Source organism: Actinomadura citrea (assembly GCF_013409045.1).
Classification (GTDB): Bacteria; Actinomycetota; Actinomycetes; order Streptosporangiales; family Streptosporangiaceae; genus Spirillospora; species Spirillospora citrea.
Genome location: NZ_JACCBT010000001.1, coordinates 1,465,304 through 1,484,022 on the forward strand (window position 1 = coordinate 1,465,304; position 18,719 = coordinate 1,484,022).

Sequence of the window (18,719 nt, forward strand, 5' to 3'; positions counted from 1 at the left end):
GCGGCGGCGCTCCCCCAAATAGGGAGATCTGGGGTGATTCCTCCCTATTGCAATAAGGTTGCGGAAGGTCGCGGAATCGTCACGACCCCTTGTGGCCTCCCTCACAGGCAATGATCATGACCCTCCGTGGGACGACGGGGGTTGGTGCTCAGCCGGATCATCGGCGACCGGACGCTGGTGCTGGCCGCCTGCGCGACCGCTCTGTTCGCCACGACCGTCCTCGCGGCCCTGGTCGGCTACACCGGGTCGGTGACCCGCGAGGGCCTGCGCCGCACGCTGGCCGACGCGACGTTCGAGTCGGTCGGGACGACGCTCGGCACGCACGTCCCGGCGAACGGCCTCACGGAGGTGCAGGGCCAGGTCGACGGGGTTCTCAAGCAGATCTACCGGGACGTCCCGCTGGCGGTCTCGATGAGCGTCCGCAGCGACTCCTACACGCTTCCTGGCCAGGAGAAGAGCGACCACCCCGACCTGACGGCGTTCGGGACCTACACCGGGATCGAGAAGCACGCGCGGCTCAGCGAGGGACGCTGGCCCGGCGCGGCCTCGGGCCCGGGCTCCGGAGAGGTCGAGGCGGCCCTGCCCGGCGCCGCCGCCCGCGCGATGCACGCCGGCGTGGACGACGTCCTCACGCTGCACGGCCGCGTCGACAAGAAGTCGGTCGTGAAGGTGCGCGTCGTCGGGCTGTTCGACGTCCTCGACCCGCAGGACTACTTCTGGCAGGACGACAAGCTCGTCACCACCGGCGTCGAACGGCTCGACTACACGAGCCACGGGCCGTTCGTGGTGCCGCCCCAGGTGTTCGCCGCCCGGTTCACCGGCACCGGCTCCGAGGCCCGTTTCACCGTCATGCCGGACCTGCGCGGCGTCGAGCCCGGCGAGCTCGGCCCCCTCGGCGACCGGGTGGCCGCCGGCGGCGACACCTTCAGGAAGGCCGGCGACGGGGCGCAGTTCAGCGTCGCGACCGACCTGCCCGACCTGACCGCGCAGCTGAGCACCGCGCTCCAGGTGGCGCGGTCCACGATGCTCATCCCGGTGATCCAGCTCGTGCTGCTGGGGGGCTGCGCGTGGCTGCTGGTCGCGCGGCTGCTCGCCGACCACCGGCGCGGCGAGGTCGCGCTGCTGCGCACCCGCGGCCTCGGCATGCGCCAGCTCGCCCGGCTCGGCCTCGTCGAGGGCCTGCTGATCGTGCTGCCCGCCGCGGTGCTCGGCCCGCTGCTGGCCGGCCCGCTGCTGCGCCTGGCCGGGCACGCGCCCGCGGTGCGGGACTCGGGGCTGCGGCTGGACGCCGGGCCGCTCCTGCCGCTGTGGACGGTCTCGGTGCTGACGGCGCTGGCCTGCGCCGTCGTCCTGACGGTCCCGACGCTGCGGGGGGCGAACCGGACGTTCGTGGAGGCCCAGGCCGGTCTCGGGCGGCAGGGCCGCGGCGGCCTGCGCGGCTCGGGCACCGACCTCGCCCTGCTGCTCGTCGCCGGGCTCGCGATCTGGCAGCTCACCCGGTACGGGGCGGACGGCGCGGGCGGCGACGGAGCGCCCGGCGGCGGGACGGACGGCATAGACCCGTTCATCGTGTCCGGCCCGGCCCTGGCCCTCCTCGCCGGCGGGGTGCTCCTGCTCCGCTTCGTGCCGGCCGTCTCCCGCGTGGCCGAGCGGGTCGCGACCCGCAGGCGCGGGCTCGTGGCCGTCCTCGGCACCCGGCAGGTCGGGCGGCGCCAGCTCCGCTACACCGGCCCGGTCCTGCTGCTGGTGATGGCGATGGCCGTCGGGGTGCTGTCGGTCACGACGATGGCGACCTGGCGGCGGTCGCAGACCGACCAGGCCGACTTCCAGAGCGGCGCCGACCTGCGGCTGTCCGCCGCGTCCCGGGAGGGCGGCCCGGGACCGCTCGGGCAGGCCGGACGGTTCGCTGCGTTGCCCGGCGTCTCGGCAGCGACCGGGGTCCTGCGCATGGACGCCGACCTCGGCACCGAACCGGCGACGCTGCTCGGCGTGGACGCCGAGGCGATCGGCCCGCTCCTGCGCGTCGGCCCCGGCCTGCGGAACGACCTGCGCCTGGACGAGCTGGCGCGGGCCCGTCCGGCCGCCCAGGCGCTGACCGTCCCCGGCGAGCCGAAAAGGCTGCTGTTCGACGTGCGCCTCAGCCACTCCGGCCCGGACCCCGAGGTGCCCCCCGACTACGTGCCGCCTCTCGGCGAGGGCTACAAGTTCACGGTGACGGTCGTGGACGCGCGCGGGCTGACTCGGCAGGTGCCCCTCCCCGGCGTCGACGCGGACGGCGACGCGCACACCCTCGCCCTGGACGCCGCCCAGCTCGCCGGGACGGACGGCGTGCCGTCCTACCCCCTGTCGATCCGCGGCGTCCACTTCGGCTACGACGACAACAAGATCTCGGGCAGGCTCGAACTGGAGCTGCGGAGCATCACCGGGGAGGGCACCGGCCCGGCCGCGCGTCCCGCCGGGGCCCGCTGGGACGCCTTCGCCGGACCGCAGGACCTGGAGCACCCGCTCAAGCCGAGCGTCACCGACGGTGAGGACGCCCTGGCGACCCTCACGATCCCGTCGTCGCCCACCCTCGACCGCAAGGGCTTCTACGGCTACGCGACCGGCACGGCCGTCCACGCGATGTTCGGCACGTCCACCCCGCGCTCGCAGGACGTCAAGAACACCGCCCTGCTGCCTCCCGTGGCGGGCGTCATCACCGAGGAGATGGCGAACCGCGCCAAGGTCGGCGTCGGCGGCACCGTCACCGTGAACACCCTCGACGGCGACCAGCCCGTCAAGGTCGCGGGCATCGCCCCCGCGCTGCCGAGCGTGCCGCCCGGCAGGCCGGGCGTCCTGGTCGACCTGCCCACCCTCACCCAGTCCCGGCTCGCCGTGGACGGCTCGGCGGGCGACCCCATCACCCCCCGGGAGTGGTGGGCGTCGGCGCGCGGCGGCCGCACCGGCCCGGCCGTCCGGGACCTGGCCCGGCATCCCGCCTGGGGCGAGGTCGCGGCCGACCGCGTCGAGGCGCGCTCCCGGCTCCGCGACGCCCCGCTGGGCGCGGCGCTCCAGGGCGCCCTCGTGCTCGGCTTCGCCGCGGCGCTGGCGTTCGCCGTCATCGCGTTCGTGGTGAACGCGGCGGTGACCGCGGGCGAGCGGTACCGCGAGTTCGCGGTGCTGCGGGCGCTCGGCGTGCCGCCCCGCCAGGTCGCCGGGATGCTCGCGATCGAGCAGGCCTACCTGGTCGTGCTCGGCCTGCTCGGCGGGACCGTCCTCGGCCTTGTCGTGGCGCGGCTCGTCGTCCCGCACATCGTGCTGAGCGTGCAGGCCGCCGAGCCGTACCCGCCCGCCGACCTGGTCGTCCAATGGCCCGTGGTGCTGGCCGTCCTCGGCGGGGTGGCGGTGGTGCTCGTGCTCGTGCTCGCGCCGGTCATCCGGACTCTGCGGCGCCGGAACCTCGGCGCCGGCCTGCGCGCGGGGGAGGACCGATGAGGAGTGCCGGGATGCGGCTCGCCCGGACGCAGTGGGCGCCGCTCACCGCCCTGGCCGTGCTGATGCTGGTGTCGGCGCTGCTCGCCGTCGTCGTCCCGTCCCGGACCACCGCCGGATACGACCGCGCCGCGGCCGCGGCCGCCGGGCCCGGGGCCGTCATCCGCGTGAAGGGCACCGCGGGCGGCACCGCCGCCTTCGCCGCCGTCCCCGGCGAGGCGGCCCTGAACGGCAACGCCCTCACCTGGCGGGAGCTGATGCCCCGGTCCCTGAGCGAGGGCACCGGAGAGCCCGAGGCGTCGGTCACCTCGCCCGCCGACACCGTCGAGGGGGGCCTGCACCGTCCGAGGCTCCTGTACCTGGGCTGGGAACCGAGCGCGTGGCGGCGCATCCGCCTCGTCTCCGGCGGCCTCCCCTCCAACAAGCCGGGACAGACGAGCGGCGACATGAACGTGGTGGTGGCCAAGGCGTACGCCGACCAGTTCGGCTACAAGGTCGGCGACCGGATCGAACTCAGCGGCAGGACCGTCCGCGTCAAAGGCCTCTACCAGCCGCTGAACGCCGCCGACCCGTTCTGGGGGTCGCGCGCCCGGATCCTGCACCCGACCATCGAGTACCTCAGCCTCCCCCCGTCGACGACCCTTGAGGCCGACGCCGGCACGGCACTGATCGACCCCGCCGGGTACGCGCGCCTCACGCGCGACCCGGGCCTGAAGCTGACCTACGACTGGCGGTTCCCGGTGCGCGACGGCGCGGTCGGCGCCGACCAGGCCCGCGCCATGACCGGAGACCTCGACGCCTTCCGCTCCGCCGTCGCGGGGCGCGCCGACTTCTTCCCCTGCGAGGTCTCCACCTCCCTCGACGTCCAGCTGAAGGACTTCGCCGGACGGCTCCACACCGCCCAGTCCGTCGTCGGCCTGGCCTTCGGCGGCCTCGTCGCCGTGGCCGCCGGGCTGCTGCTGCTCGCCGCCGGCCTGCTCGGCGAGCGGCTCCGGCCGGTCCTCGGCGTCATGCGGGCCCGCGGCGCGTCGCTGCGCCAGCTCGCGGCGCCCGCCTGCGGGCTGACCGCCCTCGCCGCCGTCCCGCCCGCCCTGCTCGGGTACGCGGCGGGACGGCTCCTGGACGCCGGTCCGCCGCAGACCGCCTCCCTGTACGCGATCGGGCTGCTCGTGGCCGCCGTGCTGGGCGTCTCGGCGACCATGGTCCTGCGGGAGCGCGGCGGCGGCCTCGGCCCGGTCGCCGAACACCGCGACGACCTCGTCGCGGCGCGCCCGTCCCGGCGGCGGCTCGTCCTGGACGGCCTGCTGGTGGTGCTCGCCGTGGTCGGCGTCGTGCTGCTGCGCGTGCGCGGCACCTCCGCCGGGACCGATCCGCTGGTCGCCGCCGTCCCCGCCCTGCTCGGCGCGGCGCTCGGCGTCCTCGTCCTGCGCGCCTACCCGTACCTGCTGCGGGCCGCCGGGCCGCTGCTGCGGCGGCGGACCGGGGCCGTCGCGTTCATCGGCCTCGCCCGCGCGTCCCGGCAGAACCTCGTCGGGGCGCTGCCGCTGGCCGTCCTGCTGCTGGCCGCCACCATCGCCGGCTTCACCTCCACCGTGGACACCGGGCTGCGCGCCGGGCAGGAACGCGCCTCCTGGGCCGAGACCGGCGCCGACGCGCGCATCGAGGCGGGGTCGCTGGACGAGGCGAAGCTCCGCCGCATCCGCGCGGTGCGCGGCGTCACCGGCGCCGTCCGGGTCCGGGTCATCGAGCGGGCCTCGTCCGCCACCGACCAGGCGCCGATGACCGTGGTCGGCGTGGACCTCGACGCCTACCGGAGACTCGCGCCCGAGGTGCCCGGCATACCGGACACCGACACGGGCGTGCTGGTGTCGCCCCTCGCCGCCCACACCCTCGGCTCGGGCGCCGTGACGCTCGGCCGCGCGGGCATGGACCCGGTGGCCGTCACGCCGTCCACCCAGATCGTGCGCTTCCCCGGGCAGGAGAAGAACAGCGCCTTCGTGATCGTCCCCTACCGGATGGTCGCCGGCGCGACGGGCTTCCCGTCGCATGTCTTCGTCACCGGCGACGACATCGACGTCAAGGCGCTGCGCGCCGCCGCCCCGGGGGACGACGTCGTGCTGCGGCGGCAGGTGCTGCGGGACATGGCGGGACTGCCCCTGGTGCCGGTCGTCCACGACACCTTCCGGAACGGCGCCCTCGCCGGCGGCGTGTTCGGGCTGCTCGCCGTCCTGCTCATGCTCGTCGTGGGCGCCCGCGCCCGCGGCCGGACGATCGCCCACCTGCGCGCCCTCGGGCTGAGCCGCCGGCAGAGCCGCCGCCTCGCGCTCGTGGAACTCGCGCCCGTCCTGCTGTGCGCGGTCGGCGCCGGGTGGGTGCTCGGCCTCCTGCTGCCCGAGATCACCGGGCCGGTCGTGGACCTGCGCCCCTACACCGGCGGCTTCGCCGTCACCGCCCACGTCCCGGGCCTGCCGGCGCTGCTCGGCCTGCTCGCCGCGCTCCTGCTGGCGGCCGCCGCCGCCGTCGCGGTCGACCGCGCCTTCGACACCGACCCCGGCAACGCCCTGAGAACGGGGGATTGATGACCGAAACGACCGACCTCGCCGAACTGGAGCGCCGCGCCGCCGAGCGCGGTCCCGTCTACGGCGAGGGCGCCCACATCGTCTGCGACAACCTGGTGCGCATCTACAAGACCGACGGCGTCGAGGTCGTCGCCCTCCAGGGTCTGGACCTGCTCGTCGACCCCGGCGAGCTCGTCGCCATCGTGGGCGCGTCCGGGTCGGGGAAGTCGACGCTGCTGAACATCCTGTCCGGCCTGGACGTGCCGACCGCCGGCGTCGCCCGCGTCGCCGGCTCGGACCTGCTCACCATGGCGTCCAAGGAGCGGCTGGAGTTCCGGCGCGAGAAGGTCGGGTTCATCTGGCAGCAGACGTCCCGCAACCTCCTGCCGTACCTGACCGCCGCGCAGAACGTCGAGCTGCCCATGAGGTTCGCCGGGCGGTCGCGCCGCGAGCGCGCCACCCGCGCCGCCGAGCTGCTCGGCATGCTGGACGTCGGCGACTGCGCGGACCGCCACCCGGCGGAGCTGTCCGGCGGCCAGCAGCAGCGCATGGCGATCGCCGTGGCCGTCGCCAACGAACCCCAGGTCGTGCTGGCCGACGAGCCGACCGGCGAGCTCGACACCGTCACCGCCGCCCAGGTGTTCGCCTCCCTCCGCCGCGTCAACGAGGAGCTCGGCACCACCATCGTGGTCGTCACCCACGACGCGCAGGTGTCCGAGCGCGTCGACCGGGTCATCGGCATCCGCGACGGCCGCACCAGCGTCGAGGTCCGCCGCCGCTCCGAGGACGACGGGACCCGCGTCGTCGAGGAGTACGCCCTCCTCGACCGCGTCGGCCGCGTCCAGCTGCCCAAGGGGTTCACCCAGGCCCTGGACCTGCGCGACCGCGTCCGCCTCGCCCTGGAGAGCGACCACGTCGGCGTCTGGCCCGACCGGGAGGAGACCGAATGACCGCGCCGATGGTGGCCGTGGAGGGGCTGGTCCGGACCTTCCGGACGGGCAGGATCGAGGTTCCGGCCCTGCGCGGGGCGTCCTTCACCATCGCGCCCGGCGAGCTCGTCGCCGTCCGGGGCCGCTCGGGCTCCGGCAAGACGACGCTCCTCAACCTGATCGGCGGCCTGGACGGCCCGGACGGCGGCACGGTCCACGTCGACGGGCGCGACGTCGGCGCGCTCTCCGAGGACGACCTGCTCGCCCTGCGCCGCGACGACATCGGCTACGTGTTCCAGGCGCACGGGCTCATCCCCGTCCTGTCGGCCGCCGAGAACGTCGAGGTCCCGCTGCGCCTCGTCCGCACGCCGTCCGCCGAGCGCGACGAGCGCGTCCGCGTCCTGCTGGGCCTCGTCGGCCTGGCCGACCACGCGCTGCAACGCCCCTACGAGCTCTCCGGCGGCCAGCGCCAGCGCGTGGCGATCGCCCGCGCCCTGGCCAACCGCCCCCGCCTGCTCCTCGCCGACGAGCCCACGGGCCAGCTCGACTCCGAGACCGCCGCCGCCATCATGCCGCTGCTCCGCGCGGTCGTCTCCAGCGAGGGCGTGACCGTCCTGGTGGCGACCCATGACGAGACCCTCCTCGCGGAGGCCGATCGCGTCCTGACCCTGGAGGACGGCGCCGTCACCGAGGCGCCCATCCCCGCCTGACCGTCACCCGGCGAGGTCGTCTCCTCGGGTCGTGCACACGCGGGCCCGCGCGGCCAGGACGGCGGCCGGGGGAAACCGACGGCCGCCGTGGGGAGCCGGACGGTTGCCATGGCCCAGAAAGTCCTCGTCCCGATGGTCCCGTTCCAATGATCGTGGCGGTCACCGGGGGACAGGCTTGCGAGGTGATCGGCGGGGGAATCGGTATCGGGGGATGGGAGGGCTCGATGGCGACCGTTGTGCTGGTGGGGACGCTCGACACCAAGGGCGCGGAGTACGCGTGGCTCCGCGAGCGGGTGCACGGGCTGGGCTGCGACACCGTTCTCGTGGACGTGGGGGTCGGGCCGTCCGAGGTGGCAGCCGACGTCTCCGCCGAGGAGGTCGCGGAGGCCGGGGGCACCACGCTCCAGGCCCTGCGGGACGCGGGCGACCGGGGGGCGGCCGTCACGGCGATGGGAGAGGGCGCGGCGATCGTCCTGGCCGCGCTGGACCGGGTGGACGCCGTGCTCGCGGTCGGCGGGAGCGGCGGATCGTCGATCGCGGCGCGGGCCGTCCGGGACCTGCCCATCGGGCTGCCCAAGCTGATCGTGTCGACGATGGCGTCGGGGGACGTCTCCCCCTACGTGGGCGCCAAGGACGTCACGCTCACCTACAGCGTCGTCGACATCGCGGGCGTGAACCGGCTGTCGCGCCTGATCCTCGGGAACGCCGCCGCGGCGGCGGCCGGAATGGCGAAGGCGCACGCGGTCCCGGAACCCGCCCCGGACGAGCGGCCCCTCATCGGGGCGTCCATGTTCGGGGTCACGACCCCCGCGGTGGACGCCGCCCGGGAGCGGCTGGACGAACTGGGCTACGAGGTGCTCGTCTTCCACGCGACGGGTGCCGGAGGGCGGGCGCTCGAGGGTCTCGTGGAGGGCGGCCTGCTGGCCGGGGTGCTCGACCTGACCACCACCGAGCTGGCGGACGAACTCGTGGGAGGGGTCCTGTCTGCGGGGCCCGACCGGCTCACGGCGGCCGGACGGCGCGGCGTCCCGCAGGTCGTGGCGCCCGGCGCCCTCGACATGGTCAACTTCGGGCCGCGCGGCACCGTCCCCGAGCGGTTCGCGCGGCGCCGGCTGTACGTCCACAACCCGACCGTGACGCTCATGCGGACGACGACGGAGGAGATGGGCGAACTGGGACGCGAGATGGCGTCCAAACTGTCCGCCGCCACCGGGCCGACCGCGCTGTTCGTCCCGCTCAAAGGTGTGTCGGCGCTGGACGCCCCCGGCATGCCGTTCCACGATCCGGTGGCGGACGTGGCGTGCTTCATGGCGCTGGAGGAGGTCGCGGAGGCGGAGATGCTCGACATGCACATCAACGATCCGGAGTTCGGCCGGGCGACGGCCGACCGGCTGCACCGGCTGATCTCGGAGGGCGCGCAGTGAACCGCGAGACCGTCCTGTTCCGGCTGCGGAACGCCGTCGAGGAGGGCAGGCCCGTCATCGGCGCGGGCGCGGGCACCGGGCTGTCCGCCAAGTGCGCCGAGGAGGGCGGCGTCGACCTGATCATCATCTACAACTCGGGCCGCTACCGGATGGCCGGACGCGGGTCGCTCGCCGGCCTGCTGCCGTACGGGGACGCCAACCAGATCGTGGTGGAGATGGCGTCGGAGGTGCTGCCCGTCGTCCGGGACACGCCCGTGCTGGCCGGGGTGTGCGGCACCGACCCGTTCCGGGTGATGCCGGTCTTCCTCGACCAGCTCAAGGCCATGGGCTTCGCGGGCGTGCAGAACTTCCCCACCGTCGGGCTCTACGACGGCGTCTTCCGGCAGAACCTCGAAGAGACGGGCATGGGGTACGACCTGGAGATCGAGATGGTGCGGCTCGCCCACGAGCGCGGCATGGTCACCGCTCCCTACGTCTTCGACGAGGACCAGGCGGGGGCGATGGCCGAGGCGGGCGCCGACGTTCTCGTCCCGCACGTCGGGCTCACCACCAAGGGCGGCATCGGCGCCGAGACGGCCCTGACGCTGGACGAGGCGGTCGAGCGCGTCCAGGCCATGCGGGACGCGGCGGTCGCCGCCCGTCCCGACGTAATCGTGCTGTGCCACGGCGGCCCCATCGCCGAACCGGACGACGCGGCCTACGTCCTGTCCCGGACGGAGGGCGTCGTCGGTTTCTTCGGCGCCTCCTCCGTCGAGCGGCTCCCGACCGAGCGGGCCATCACCGCGCAGGTCGCGGCCTTCAAGAACCTGGAGATCTGATGCTGAGGAACCCCGGTGACGTGGCGACCGCGACCTTCGACTGGGGGGCGATCAAGTGGTTCGTCACGCCGTCCGCGGTGCCCGGGGCGGGCAGCACCCTGGGGGAGGTGATCGTCAACCCCGGCAAGGGCCATGCCCGCCACCACCACCCGAACGCCGAGGAGGTCATCTACGTGATCTCCGGCGAGGCCGCGCAGATGGTCGACGACGGCGAACCCTTCCTGATCCGCGAGGGCGACGCCCTCCACATCCCCAAGGGCGTCTGGCACTCCACCTACAACATGACATGGCGCCCCCTGCGCCTGATCGTCACCTACACCCCCGGCGGTGAGGAGAAGGCCCTGGAAGCCGCCCCGGATTACTGCCTGCACGAACCGGGTGCCATCCCCGAGTGGCGCCCGGTCTGACCCGAAGTCCGGGCCGGGCGCACGGCCCGCCGCTGCGAGGAGACGCCCGAACGCGGCATCCGCCGGGCCCATGACACGCCTCCGCCGACCGAGCGCCGCGCGCCCCGGCACTCGGGCTCAGGTGCGGGACCAGGCGTCCAGGCCCTCCTCGGTGAGGAGGGTGTCGAAGGCGGCGTCGGCGGCTCCGGTCAGGGGGCCCTGCGCGCCGAGCGTGGAGGCCAGGATGGGCGGCGGCGCCGCACGGCGGTAGCGCATCAGGGCTGCGGCGTAACCGGTTTCGAGGGCCGTGGGGGCCGTCGCGGCCAGGTCGGTGGCCAGGCCGGACAGCGTGACGACGCCGGGGTCGAGGGCGTTGGCGAGGGCGCCGATGCCGCGTCCCAGCGCGTGTGCGGCGGCCTCGACGGCCGAGCGGGCCGCCGGGTCGGACGCCGCCGCGGCGATCACGCGCCCGGCCGCGGTGCGCGGGTCGCGGGGCGCGGGGCGGCCCAGCGCGCGGGCCATGGCGCGGCCGTCGACCTCCAGGTCCCAGCAGCCATGGGCGCCGCAGGGGCAGCGGAGCGAGGGGTCGCCGAACGGCATGTGGCCGAACTCGCCGCCCGCGCCGGTGGCGCCGTCCACCGGCCGTCCGTCCACGACGAGGATGCCGCCGACCCCCACCTCGACCGTCAGGTGCAGGACCACCCGCGCCCCGGCGCCCGCCCCGCGTCTCGCCTCCGCCAGGCCGGCGAGCGAGGCGTCGTTGCCGACGAGCAGGGGGACTCCGGGCGGCCGGAGCGGGTCGAGGTCCACGTCGCGCCAGCCCATGCCCGAAGCCTGGACGACCGTGGCCGCACTGACCGTGCCCGCGACGCAGGCGGACACCGCGCGGAGCCGGTGGCCGTGGCGGGCGTGCAGGGCCGACACGCGGCGGCCGAGCGTCCCGAGGACGTCCGGGGTACCGGAGTGGCCGCCGGCCTCCTGCGTGAGGACGCGGCCGCCCAGTTCGACGCAGGCCACCCGCCACCGCTCGTGGCTGATGTCCACGACGCACACCAGCGGGCCGTCCCGGTGGGGCACGAGCGCCGGGGAGGGGCGGCCGCGCCCGCCGGTCAGGGCGGAGGCCTCCTCGTCGACCAGCCGGGCCGCCTTCAACCGGCTCGCGATCTCGGTCGCGGACCCGCTGCTCAGGCCCAGCGCCCGCGCCGCGTCCGCGCGCTTCGCGGACGGGTGCGCGTGGACGTAGCGGAGCACGGCGAGCGCCCCCTGGCTGCGCAGGGCGCGCGCGGAGTGCGCGGTCATCGGCTCCATGGGTGACATCCTGGCGTGCCCGACTTATCCTCGCCCTACGAGTTTAATGGAGGAGGCGTGATGAAGCCTGCCGCCGCGGCCCCGGCCCGGACGCCGGAGACGCTCGGGCTGTACGCCGCCTTCGGATGCCTCGGCTACCTGCTCACCGCGCTCGGCGCGATCCTGCCCCAACTGCGGGAGGAGCGCGGCCTGCCCCGCGCCGAGGCCGCCCTCTACCCGTCCGCCTTCGCCCTCGGACTGGTGATCGTCGGTCTGGTCGGGCACCGCCTGGCGGCCCGACTCGGGCGTTACGCGATCCCGGCGGCCCTGACCGCCCTCGTCGGCGGCGCCACCCTCCTGGCCGCCTCCGGCGGACGCCTCGGAACGGCCGCCGGCGCCCTGGTCCTCGGCCTCGGCGGTGCGGGCCTCGTCCAACTCGTCCCGGCGGCCCTGCGCGCCGCGCACCACGGCGATGGAACGATCCAAATCGGTGAGGCCAACGCGGTCTCCAGCGCCGCGTCCGTCCTCTCCCCGGTCCTCATCGGCGTCGCCCTGGCCCACGGCCTCGGCTGGCGCCCCGCCTTCGCCGCCCCGCCCCTCCTGGCGGCCGCCGCGCTCCTCCTCCTCACCCGCCCGCCCCAGCCCCCCACCTCGGCCACTCCGGACGACGGGAGCGAGGGGGACGGGTCGGTTCGTTCGGAAGGGCCCGGTTCCGGCTCGCGTGATGGTGCGGCCGGGACGGGCTTGGCGGCTGGGGAAGGCGGGGTGGGGTTCTGGGGGCGGTGGGTCGATCTCGTGCTGGCGGTGGGGGTGGAGTTCTGCATGGTCTTCTGGGCGGCGGACTTCCTCGGGAGCGTCAAGGGGCTCGGGTCGGGGGGCGCGGCCACGTTGTCGGCGGGGTTCGTCCTCGGGATGGCCGCCGGGCGGGCGGTCGCCGGGCCGGTCGTGCGGCGCGGGGGGCGGCCGGACCGGCTGCTCGCCCTCGCGGCGGCCGTCGGGCTCGGCGGGTTCGCGGTTCTGTGGGCGTCGCCCGCGCCGGTCGCGGTCGCCGGGCTCGTGCTGACCGGGCTCGGGGTGGCGCTGCTGTATCCGGTGATCCTCGGGCAGGCGCTCGCCGCCCGGCCGTCCGAGCCGGTGCGGGCCGCGGCGCGCTGCGCGCTCGCCTCCGGGGTGGCGATCGGCGTCGCCCCGCTCGTGCTCGGGGCGCTCGCCGATCTCACCACCCTGCGCGCCGCCGTGTTCGTCGCGCCCGTCCTGCTGCTGGTGCTGCTGGCCCGCTGCGGACGGCGGCTCAGAACGGGATCGGCGTCGTGACCATGCCCGCGTGGGCGAGGATCGTCGCGGCGTCGTCCACGGGCGGGTGGATCTTGTCCATGAGCCAGCGCTTGACCCACTTGCCCTCCGCGCCGTGCAGCGCGACGAGCCGGTCCCAGCCGCGGGTGTAGACGGCCCCGGCCGCGCCGAGGTCGAGGTCCGTGACGTAGGGGGCCGGGGCGAAGGCGATCGGCGGGACGCCGAGAAGGTCCGCCGCGGCGTTGTGGCCGGCCGTCTTGCCCATCGGGATCGCGTGCTGGCAGCTCTGCATCGTCAGGTGCCCCTCGTCGGCGAGGGCGGCGGCGACGTCCCCGGCCGCGAAGACGGCGTCGTGGGCGCGCAGGTGCGCGTCGACCTTCAGGCGGCCCAGGGGGTCGCGCTCACCGGGGATCTGGGACGTGAGCGTGCTCGCCTCCAGGCCCGCCGTCCACACCACGGCGTCGGCCGGGATCGTGGAGCCGTCGGCCAGCATCGCGCCGCCCTGCGTGACCTCCGCGACCGTCGTGCCGAGGCGGCACTCGACGCCCAGCCTCTCCAGCGCCACCTCGATCACCGGCAGCGGTCCGGGGCCGAGTTCGGGGGCGATCTCCCCGGCCTTCTCCACCAGCACGACCCGCCCGCGTCCGGCCAGCTCGGAGGCGATCTCCAGCCCGGCGAACCCGGCGCCGACCACGACGGCCGTGTACTCGTCGCGACCGCGCAGGTGGCCGCGCAGCCGCCGGGCGCCCGCGAGGGTGTCCACGTCGAACATCCGCTCGGCGCCCGGGATCTCCGGCCGGACGAGACGGCTCCCCGCGGCGAGGACGAGCCGGTCGTACCCGACCTTCCGCCCGTCCGCGGTCACGGTCCGCCCGTCCACGTCGATGTCCTGGACGGCCGCCCGCAGGTGCCCGACGCCGACCGGCTCCAGGACCCGCTTCAGCGCGACCGTCGCCCGCTCGGGCTCCGGCTCGTACAGCCGGGGCCGCAGGACGAGGTCGTCACCTGGCGCGATCAGCGTGATCCGCAGGTCCTCCGTTCCGCGGACCCGTGCGGCCGCCGCCGCGCTCCACACTCCGGCGAAACCCCCGCCGACGATCACCACGTGCGCCATGTCCGTCTCCTCTTCTCGATACGCGCCAGGGAGACAACGCAGCGCCCGCACATGTGACCGGCGGGTCTACAGGTGACCGAGCTTGTCCGGGTTCGCCACCCGGTGGAGGGCCGTCACGCGGCCGTCGGCGATCTCCAGCGTGTCGACCCAGACGACGCGGCCGTCGCGGTGGGTCGCCAGGGCGAGTTCGCCGCCCACCTCGATGAGGCCGATGCGGTCCGTCCGGGACCGGGCGGCGACGCCCGCCAGGAGGCGGGCGATCCGGTCCGCGCCGGTGATCGGGCGACGGGACGCGACGGCCTTGCCGCCGCCGTCCGCGACATAGACGGCGCCGGGATGCAGGAGGCGGACGAGGCGGTCGATGTCACCGCCCTCGGCGGCCGCGCGGAACGCGGTGAGGACCCGCTCCCGTTCCGCGCGGCTCGCCTTCGGCCGGGCCGCGCGGGCGTCCGCCACCCGCCCGCGGGCCCGGGACGCCAGCTTGCGCGCCGCCGCCGCCGAGTTCCCGAGCACCCCCGCGACCTGGGCGAACGGGACGTCGAACACGTCGTGCAGGACGAACGCCACCCGCTCGGGCGGCGACAGTTCCTCCATCACGAGCAGCATCGCGGTGCTGACCGAGTCGTCCACGATCACCCGGTCCGCGACGTCCGGGCCGGTCGGGAGGGGTTCGGGCAGCCACGGCCCGGTGTACTCCTCGCGGCGCACCCGCGCCGACTTCAGCACGTTGTACGCCAGCCGGGCCGCGATCGTCACGAGCCACGCGCGCGGGTCGTGGACGCCCGACCGGTCGGCCTTCGAGGCGCGGAGCCACACGTCCTGGACGACGTCCTCCGCCTCGGCCACGCTGCCGAGCAGCCGGTACGCGGCGCCGAACACCGCCGGGCGGTTGGTCTCCCAGTCCAGGTCCTCCACGGACGGGGAGCCTACTCGTCGGCGAACGAGCAGTCGGCGGGGTTGTCCGGCGGCTGGAAGTCACCGGCCGGAATCTCCAGGGGCGCGTCCTTCACCGTGTAACCCTTCAGCCATTTCCCGAAAGGACCGGAACTGTTGGCGCTGAACGGCGCCGGTCCCTCACCCATCTGGTGGCACTGCGGGAAGACGACGCCCCAGGAGAAGCCCATCCGGTCGAACTTGTGGCCGCGCGGCGACTGGTAGAACGTCAGGTTCGCGCGCTTCTGGTTCGGCGGAATGCCGTGCTCGTCGTCCTGCCGGATTCCCGACACGACCGCGACCGGCCCCGACGCCATCACGTAGTCGACCTTGATCCAGCCCCAGTGGTGCTTCGACGGCCCGCCGGGCTCGTCCGGCGAGTAATGATCGAACTTCACCGTTCCGCGGGCCGCGCCCATGACCATCTTGCCGCCGACGAACTTCCACGGACCGCCGTGCGCGTCCACGACGAACCGCCGGTACGGGTACTCGAGGTCGCCCGGGAACTTCACCCACGCGTCCCCGGTCACGTGGGACTCCTTCGGGAGCGGCCCCTTGTCCTGCGCCATCGCGCTGCCGGTGCCGACCGCCCCGGCCGCGCAGAGAACGGCCATTCCGGCCACCGCGGCACGCCTTTTCCGTGACATGTGGATTCCCCTTTTCCGCGGGCGTCCCTCGCCCGCCTCCACACGTTCTCAGCGCCCGCCGCGGCGTCCTTCCCCCGCACGGGCGATGCCGCTCGCCCGTGCGGCGGAAAGTCAACTCACTTTGCCGCGGACGTAGACCCACGCACCGTCGTGCCGCGCGAACCGGCTGACCTCGTGCATTTCCCCGGGCTCGGTCCCCGTCAGGTAGTGGGCGCGGAACTCCACGAGGCCCCTGTCGTCGTCCGGCCCGCCGCCCTCGGTGCGGACGATCTCCAGCCGCGTCCAGCGGGTGCCGTCCTCGAACCCGATCCGCTCCGGCCGGGTCGCCGGATGCCAGGTCACGAGCAGGTACGCCTCGTCCCCCACCGCGAACGCGCTGAACCGCGACCGCATCAACCGGACGGCCGTCGCAGCCGTTTCCTCACCCCGGTGCAACGGCCCGCAACAGTCCCGATACCGAGAGCCGACCCCGCACGGACATCTTTTCGCCACCTTCCGATTCTGCCTTGCGGGGCGGTACCCGCGCGGCGACGATGAGCGCCATGTCCGCACAGCAGCCGCCCGAGATCGACACCTCCCGCCCGCATCCGGCCCGCATGTGGAACTACTGGATCGGCGGCAAGGACTACTACGAGATCGACCGGCAGGTCGGCGAGCAGGTCGCCGCGGCGTTCCCCAGCGTCGGCGACGTCGCCCGCCACTCCCGCGTGACACTGGGCCGCATGGTCCGCCACCTCGCAGAGAAGGAGGGCGTCCGGCAGTTCCTCGACATCGGGACGGGACTTCCCACGCACGACAACACCCACGAGGTCGCCCAGCGCGTCGCACCCGAATCGCGCGTCGTGTACGTCGACAACGACCCGCTGGTCCTCGTGCACGCGCGGGCGCTGCTGACCGGACGTGCCGAAGGCAGGACGGACTACGTCGAGTGCGACGTCCGCGACCCCGGCCGGATCCTGGCCGAGGCCGCCCGCACCCTCGACCTCGACCGGCCGGTCGGCCTCGTCATGTTCGGGATCATGGGCAACGTCGTCGACGACGGCGAGGCGTACGCCATCGTCCGGCGGCTCCTGGACGCCCTCGTGCCGGGGAGCTTCATGGCGTTCAACGACGGCACCGGCGTCGTCGACCGCGAGGGGCGCGAGGAGGCCATCCGCATCGCCGTCGAGCAGGGCTCGACGCCCTATGTCGTCCGCGCGCCCGACCAGATCGCCGACTTCTTCGCCGGCCTCGAACTGCTGGAGCCGGGCGTCGTCTCCACGTCCCAATGGCGCCCCGAGGCCACGCCCTTCGGCATGCCGGAAACGGTGGACGCCGCCTGCGGCCTGGCCCGCAAGCCCTGATCCCGCGGACGTGTCGCATCCGGCCGCCGGCCGATCGTCTAGGAGGTGACAGAGCCGCCCCACCGGCACGGAGGAGCACGTCATGGACCTGACGATGAGCACGACCCGGTACGCCGCCGTCCTCGGCCCGGACGGCGACGGGATCGCCCTGCACGCGACCCCGTCCGCGAGTTGACCTGCCGACCCCGAACGGAGGTGGCGCACGTGAAGTACGTTCTCATGTTCGTCGAGACCGAGGAGTTCGCCAAGGAGCTGGCCGCGATGAGCGACGGCGAGCGGCAGGCGGCGTATGAGCAGGTTTCCGAGTGGTTCGCCCGGTATTCCGCCCAGATCGGCCATCACGCGCATCTCGAACCCGCGCACACGGCGACCACCCTGCGCCTGGACGGGCCGGACCCGCTGATCACCGACGGCCCCTTCGTCGAGGGCAAGGAGGTCGTGAGCGGCTATGCCGAGGTCGAGGTCGCCGACCTCGACGAGGCCCTCGCCATCGCCCGTGCCTGGCCCGCCTGCCCGGTCGTCGAGATCCGCCCGCTCACGTGACGGAAGTGGCGCGCACCGAGCTGGCCCGCGTGGTGCGCGAGCACGCGGGCCGGCTGACGGCGTGCCTCATCCGGACCCTCGGCGACTTCGCCGCGGCCGAGGACGTCATGCAGGACGCCGTCGAGACCGCCCTGCGACGCTGGCCCGAAGAGGGTGTTCCCGACCATCCGGACGCCTGGCTCCTCACCACGGCCCGGCGCCGCGGCATCGACCTGCTGCGCCGGCAGGCCAACTACCGCGACAAGCTCGCCCGGCTCCAGTGGCCGGCGCCCGGCGAACCCGACGACCGGCTCAGGCTGATCTTCATCTGCTGCCACCCCGCGCTGCCCGTGGCGGCGCAGGTCGCGCTCACCCTGCGCACGGTGTGCGGGCTGACCACCGGGCAGATCGCCGCCGCGTTCCTTGTTCCCGAGGCGACGGTCGCGCAGCGCATCACCCGCGCCAAACGCAAGATCACCGACGCGCGGATCCCGTACCGGATGCCGTCGGACGCCGAGCTCGACGCACGGGTGAGGCAGGTCCTCGCCGTCGTGTACCTGCTGTTCAACGAGGGGTACCTGACCAGCGGCGGCGACCGTCCGCACGCCCGCGACCTCGCCGGCGACGCCGAGTGGCTGGCCGCGAGCCTCGCCTGGCTCATGCCGCGCGAGCCCGAGGCGCTCGGCCTGCTCGCCCTCATCCGGCTCCACCAGGCCCGCGCCGCCGCCCGCTTCGACGGCGGCGCCCACCTCGTCCCGCTGCGCGACCAGGACCGCGGCGCCTGGGACCGCGAGGCCGTCGCCGACGCCGCCGCCCTCATCGCCCGCGCCGCCGCGCTGAAACGGCCCGGCCCGTACCAGCTCCAGGCCGCCATCGTCGCCTGCCATGCCGAGGCCCCCACCTGGGACGACACCGACTGGACGCAGATCCTCGTCCTCTACGACCTGCTCCTGCGCAAGACGGACACGCCGATCGTCCGGCTGCACCGCGCCGTCGCCGTCCGCTACGTCCAGGGTCCGGCCGCCGCGCTGGACGCTCTCGCGCCGCTCGCCGAGGCCCTCGACGGCCACCACCTGTACCACGCCGCCCGCGCCGAACTGCTGCGCGACCTGGGCCGCCGCCGTGAGGCCCGCACCGCCGACCGCCGCGCCCTCGACCTGGCGGGCAACCCGGCCCAGCAGGCGCTCCTGGCCGAACGCCTCGCCTGGACGTGAGGCCGGGCCGGGGCCGCCCGACAAGATCGTTTTGTCAGGCTTGATCGGCTTCTCCGGCGGGCACGTTAAT

At 74.8% G+C, this 18,719-nt stretch carries 16 protein-coding genes; 11 read left to right on the forward strand and 5 right to left on the reverse strand.

From position 1 onward, the window contains the following. The first annotated feature begins 126 nt into the window (after positions 1 to 126). From BJ999_RS43445 to BJ999_RS07175, 7 genes are all read left to right on the forward strand, one after another. Entirely contained in the window at positions 127 to 3,474 is a 3,348-nt protein-coding gene (locus tag BJ999_RS43445) for an FtsX-like permease family protein (RefSeq protein ID WP_179832543.1), read from the forward strand. Next, positions 3,471 to 6,050, forward strand: coding sequence for a CRISPR-associated protein Cas5 (gene cas5, locus BJ999_RS07150; protein ID WP_179832544.1), 2,580 nt, complete (start codon positions 3,471 to 3,473; stop codon positions 6,048 to 6,050). The genes BJ999_RS43445 and cas5 overlap by 4 nt, the downstream gene beginning before the upstream one ends. Continuing rightward, entirely contained in the window at positions 6,050 to 6,979 is a 930-nt protein-coding gene (locus tag BJ999_RS07155; protein WP_179832545.1) for an ABC transporter ATP-binding protein, read from the forward strand. The genes cas5 and BJ999_RS07155 overlap by 1 nt, the downstream gene beginning before the upstream one ends. Further along, positions 6,976 to 7,668 carry an ABC transporter ATP-binding protein gene (locus tag BJ999_RS07160; RefSeq protein WP_229810282.1) on the forward strand — a complete coding sequence of 231 codons (693 nt, stop codon included), beginning with the start codon at positions 6,976 to 6,978 and terminating at the stop codon, positions 7,666 to 7,668. Before BJ999_RS07155 ends, BJ999_RS07160 begins: the two co-directional genes overlap by 4 nt. A 224-nt stretch (positions 7,669 to 7,892) precedes the next feature. Beyond that, entirely contained in the window at positions 7,893 to 9,092 is a 1,200-nt protein-coding gene (locus BJ999_RS07165; protein ID WP_179832546.1) for a Tm-1-like ATP-binding domain-containing protein, read from the forward strand. Beyond that, positions 9,089 to 9,910 carry a phosphoenolpyruvate hydrolase family protein gene (locus BJ999_RS07170; protein ID WP_179832547.1) on the forward strand — a complete coding sequence of 274 codons (822 nt, stop codon included), beginning with the start codon at positions 9,089 to 9,091 and terminating at the stop codon, positions 9,908 to 9,910. The genes BJ999_RS07165 and BJ999_RS07170 overlap by 4 nt, the downstream gene beginning before the upstream one ends. After that, positions 9,910 to 10,317 carry a cupin domain-containing protein gene (locus tag BJ999_RS07175; protein ID WP_179832548.1) on the forward strand — a complete coding sequence of 136 codons (408 nt, stop codon included), beginning with the start codon at positions 9,910 to 9,912 and terminating at the stop codon, positions 10,315 to 10,317. Before BJ999_RS07170 ends, BJ999_RS07175 begins: the two co-directional genes overlap by 1 nt. A 117-nt stretch (positions 10,318 to 10,434) precedes the next feature. Here the strand turns inward: BJ999_RS07175 and BJ999_RS07180 are convergent, their stop codons facing one another. Next, the gene (locus BJ999_RS07180; RefSeq protein WP_218934975.1) at positions 10,435 to 11,604 is read right to left on the reverse strand and encodes an ROK family transcriptional regulator; all 1,170 of its coding nucleotides are present in this window, start codon (positions 11,602 to 11,604) and stop codon (positions 10,435 to 10,437) included. Between the two features lie 60 nt (positions 11,605 to 11,664). Between BJ999_RS07180 and BJ999_RS07185 the strand changes: the two genes are divergently transcribed. Beyond that, a complete protein-coding gene (locus BJ999_RS07185; protein WP_179832549.1) occupies positions 11,665 to 12,897 on the forward strand; it encodes an MFS transporter in 1,233 nt (410 codons plus the stop codon). Here the strand turns inward: BJ999_RS07185 and BJ999_RS07190 are convergent. From BJ999_RS07190 to BJ999_RS43450, 4 genes are all read right to left on the reverse strand, one after another. Beyond that, complete coding sequence (locus BJ999_RS07190; protein ID WP_179832550.1) at positions 12,875 to 13,990, reverse strand: NAD(P)/FAD-dependent oxidoreductase; 1,116 nt, start codon at positions 13,988 to 13,990, stop codon at positions 12,875 to 12,877. The genes BJ999_RS07185 and BJ999_RS07190 overlap by 23 nt on opposite strands. Positions 13,991 to 14,056: 66 nt before the next feature. Then, entirely contained in the window at positions 14,057 to 14,905 is an 849-nt protein-coding gene (gene sigJ, locus BJ999_RS07195) for an RNA polymerase sigma factor SigJ (RefSeq protein WP_229810281.1), read from the reverse strand. Between the two features lie 11 nt (positions 14,906 to 14,916). Further along, entirely contained in the window at positions 14,917 to 15,537 is a 621-nt protein-coding gene (locus tag BJ999_RS07200) for a hypothetical protein (protein WP_218934976.1), read from the reverse strand. Positions 15,538 to 15,681: 144 nt separating this feature from the next. Next, positions 15,682 to 16,062 carry a YchJ family protein gene (locus BJ999_RS43450; RefSeq protein ID WP_268247811.1) on the reverse strand — a complete coding sequence of 127 codons (381 nt, stop codon included), beginning with the start codon at positions 16,060 to 16,062 and terminating at the stop codon, positions 15,682 to 15,684. Positions 16,063 to 16,112: 50 nt separating this feature from the next. Here BJ999_RS43450 and BJ999_RS07210 point away from each other — a divergent pair, with 50 nt between their 5' ends. The 3 genes from BJ999_RS07210 (at position 16,113) to BJ999_RS07220 (ending at position 18,649) form a co-directional block, all read left to right on the forward strand. Further along, on the forward strand, positions 16,113 to 16,913 hold the full coding sequence (locus tag BJ999_RS07210; protein WP_229810280.1) for an SAM-dependent methyltransferase: 801 nt from the start codon (positions 16,113 to 16,115) through the stop codon (positions 16,911 to 16,913). A gap of 204 nt (positions 16,914 to 17,117) precedes the next feature. Further along, the gene (locus BJ999_RS07215) at positions 17,118 to 17,456 is read left to right on the forward strand and encodes a YciI family protein (RefSeq protein WP_179832554.1); all 339 of its coding nucleotides are present in this window, start codon (positions 17,118 to 17,120) and stop codon (positions 17,454 to 17,456) included. Positions 17,457 to 17,461: 5 nt separating this feature from the next. Further along, complete coding sequence (locus tag BJ999_RS07220; RefSeq protein WP_229810279.1) at positions 17,462 to 18,649, forward strand: RNA polymerase sigma factor; 1,188 nt, start codon at positions 17,462 to 17,464, stop codon at positions 18,647 to 18,649. The last annotated feature ends 70 nt before the right edge of the window (positions 18,650 to 18,719 follow it).

Bases quoted from the DNA above. Each gene is read 5' to 3' on its own strand.
- BJ999_RS07210 (WP_229810280.1), top strand. From the start codon at position 16,113: ATGTCCGCACAGCAGCCGCCCGAGATCGACACCTCCCGCCCGCATCCG.
- BJ999_RS07160 (WP_229810282.1), top strand. From the start codon at position 6,976: ATGACCGCGCCGATGGTGGCCGTGGAGGGGCTGGTCCGGACCTTCCGG.
- BJ999_RS07180 (WP_218934975.1), bottom strand. From the start codon at position 11,604: ATGGAGCCGATGACCGCGCACTCCGCGCGCGCCCTGCGCAGCCAGGGG.
- BJ999_RS07175 (WP_179832548.1), top strand. From the start codon at position 9,910: ATGCTGAGGAACCCCGGTGACGTGGCGACCGCGACCTTCGACTGGGGG.
- BJ999_RS07165 (WP_179832546.1), top strand. From the start codon at position 7,893: ATGGCGACCGTTGTGCTGGTGGGGACGCTCGACACCAAGGGCGCGGAG.
- cas5 (WP_179832544.1), top strand. From the start codon at position 3,471: ATGAGGAGTGCCGGGATGCGGCTCGCCCGGACGCAGTGGGCGCCGCTC.
- BJ999_RS07155 (WP_179832545.1), top strand. From the start codon at position 6,050: ATGACCGAAACGACCGACCTCGCCGAACTGGAGCGCCGCGCCGCCGAG.
- BJ999_RS07200 (WP_218934976.1), bottom strand. From the start codon at position 15,537: ATGGCCGTTCTCTGCGCGGCCGGGGCGGTCGGCACCGGCAGCGCGATG.
- BJ999_RS07190 (WP_179832550.1), bottom strand. From the start codon at position 13,990: ATGGCGCACGTGGTGATCGTCGGCGGGGGTTTCGCCGGAGTGTGGAGC.
- BJ999_RS07185 (WP_179832549.1), top strand. From the start codon at position 11,665: ATGAAGCCTGCCGCCGCGGCCCCGGCCCGGACGCCGGAGACGCTCGGG.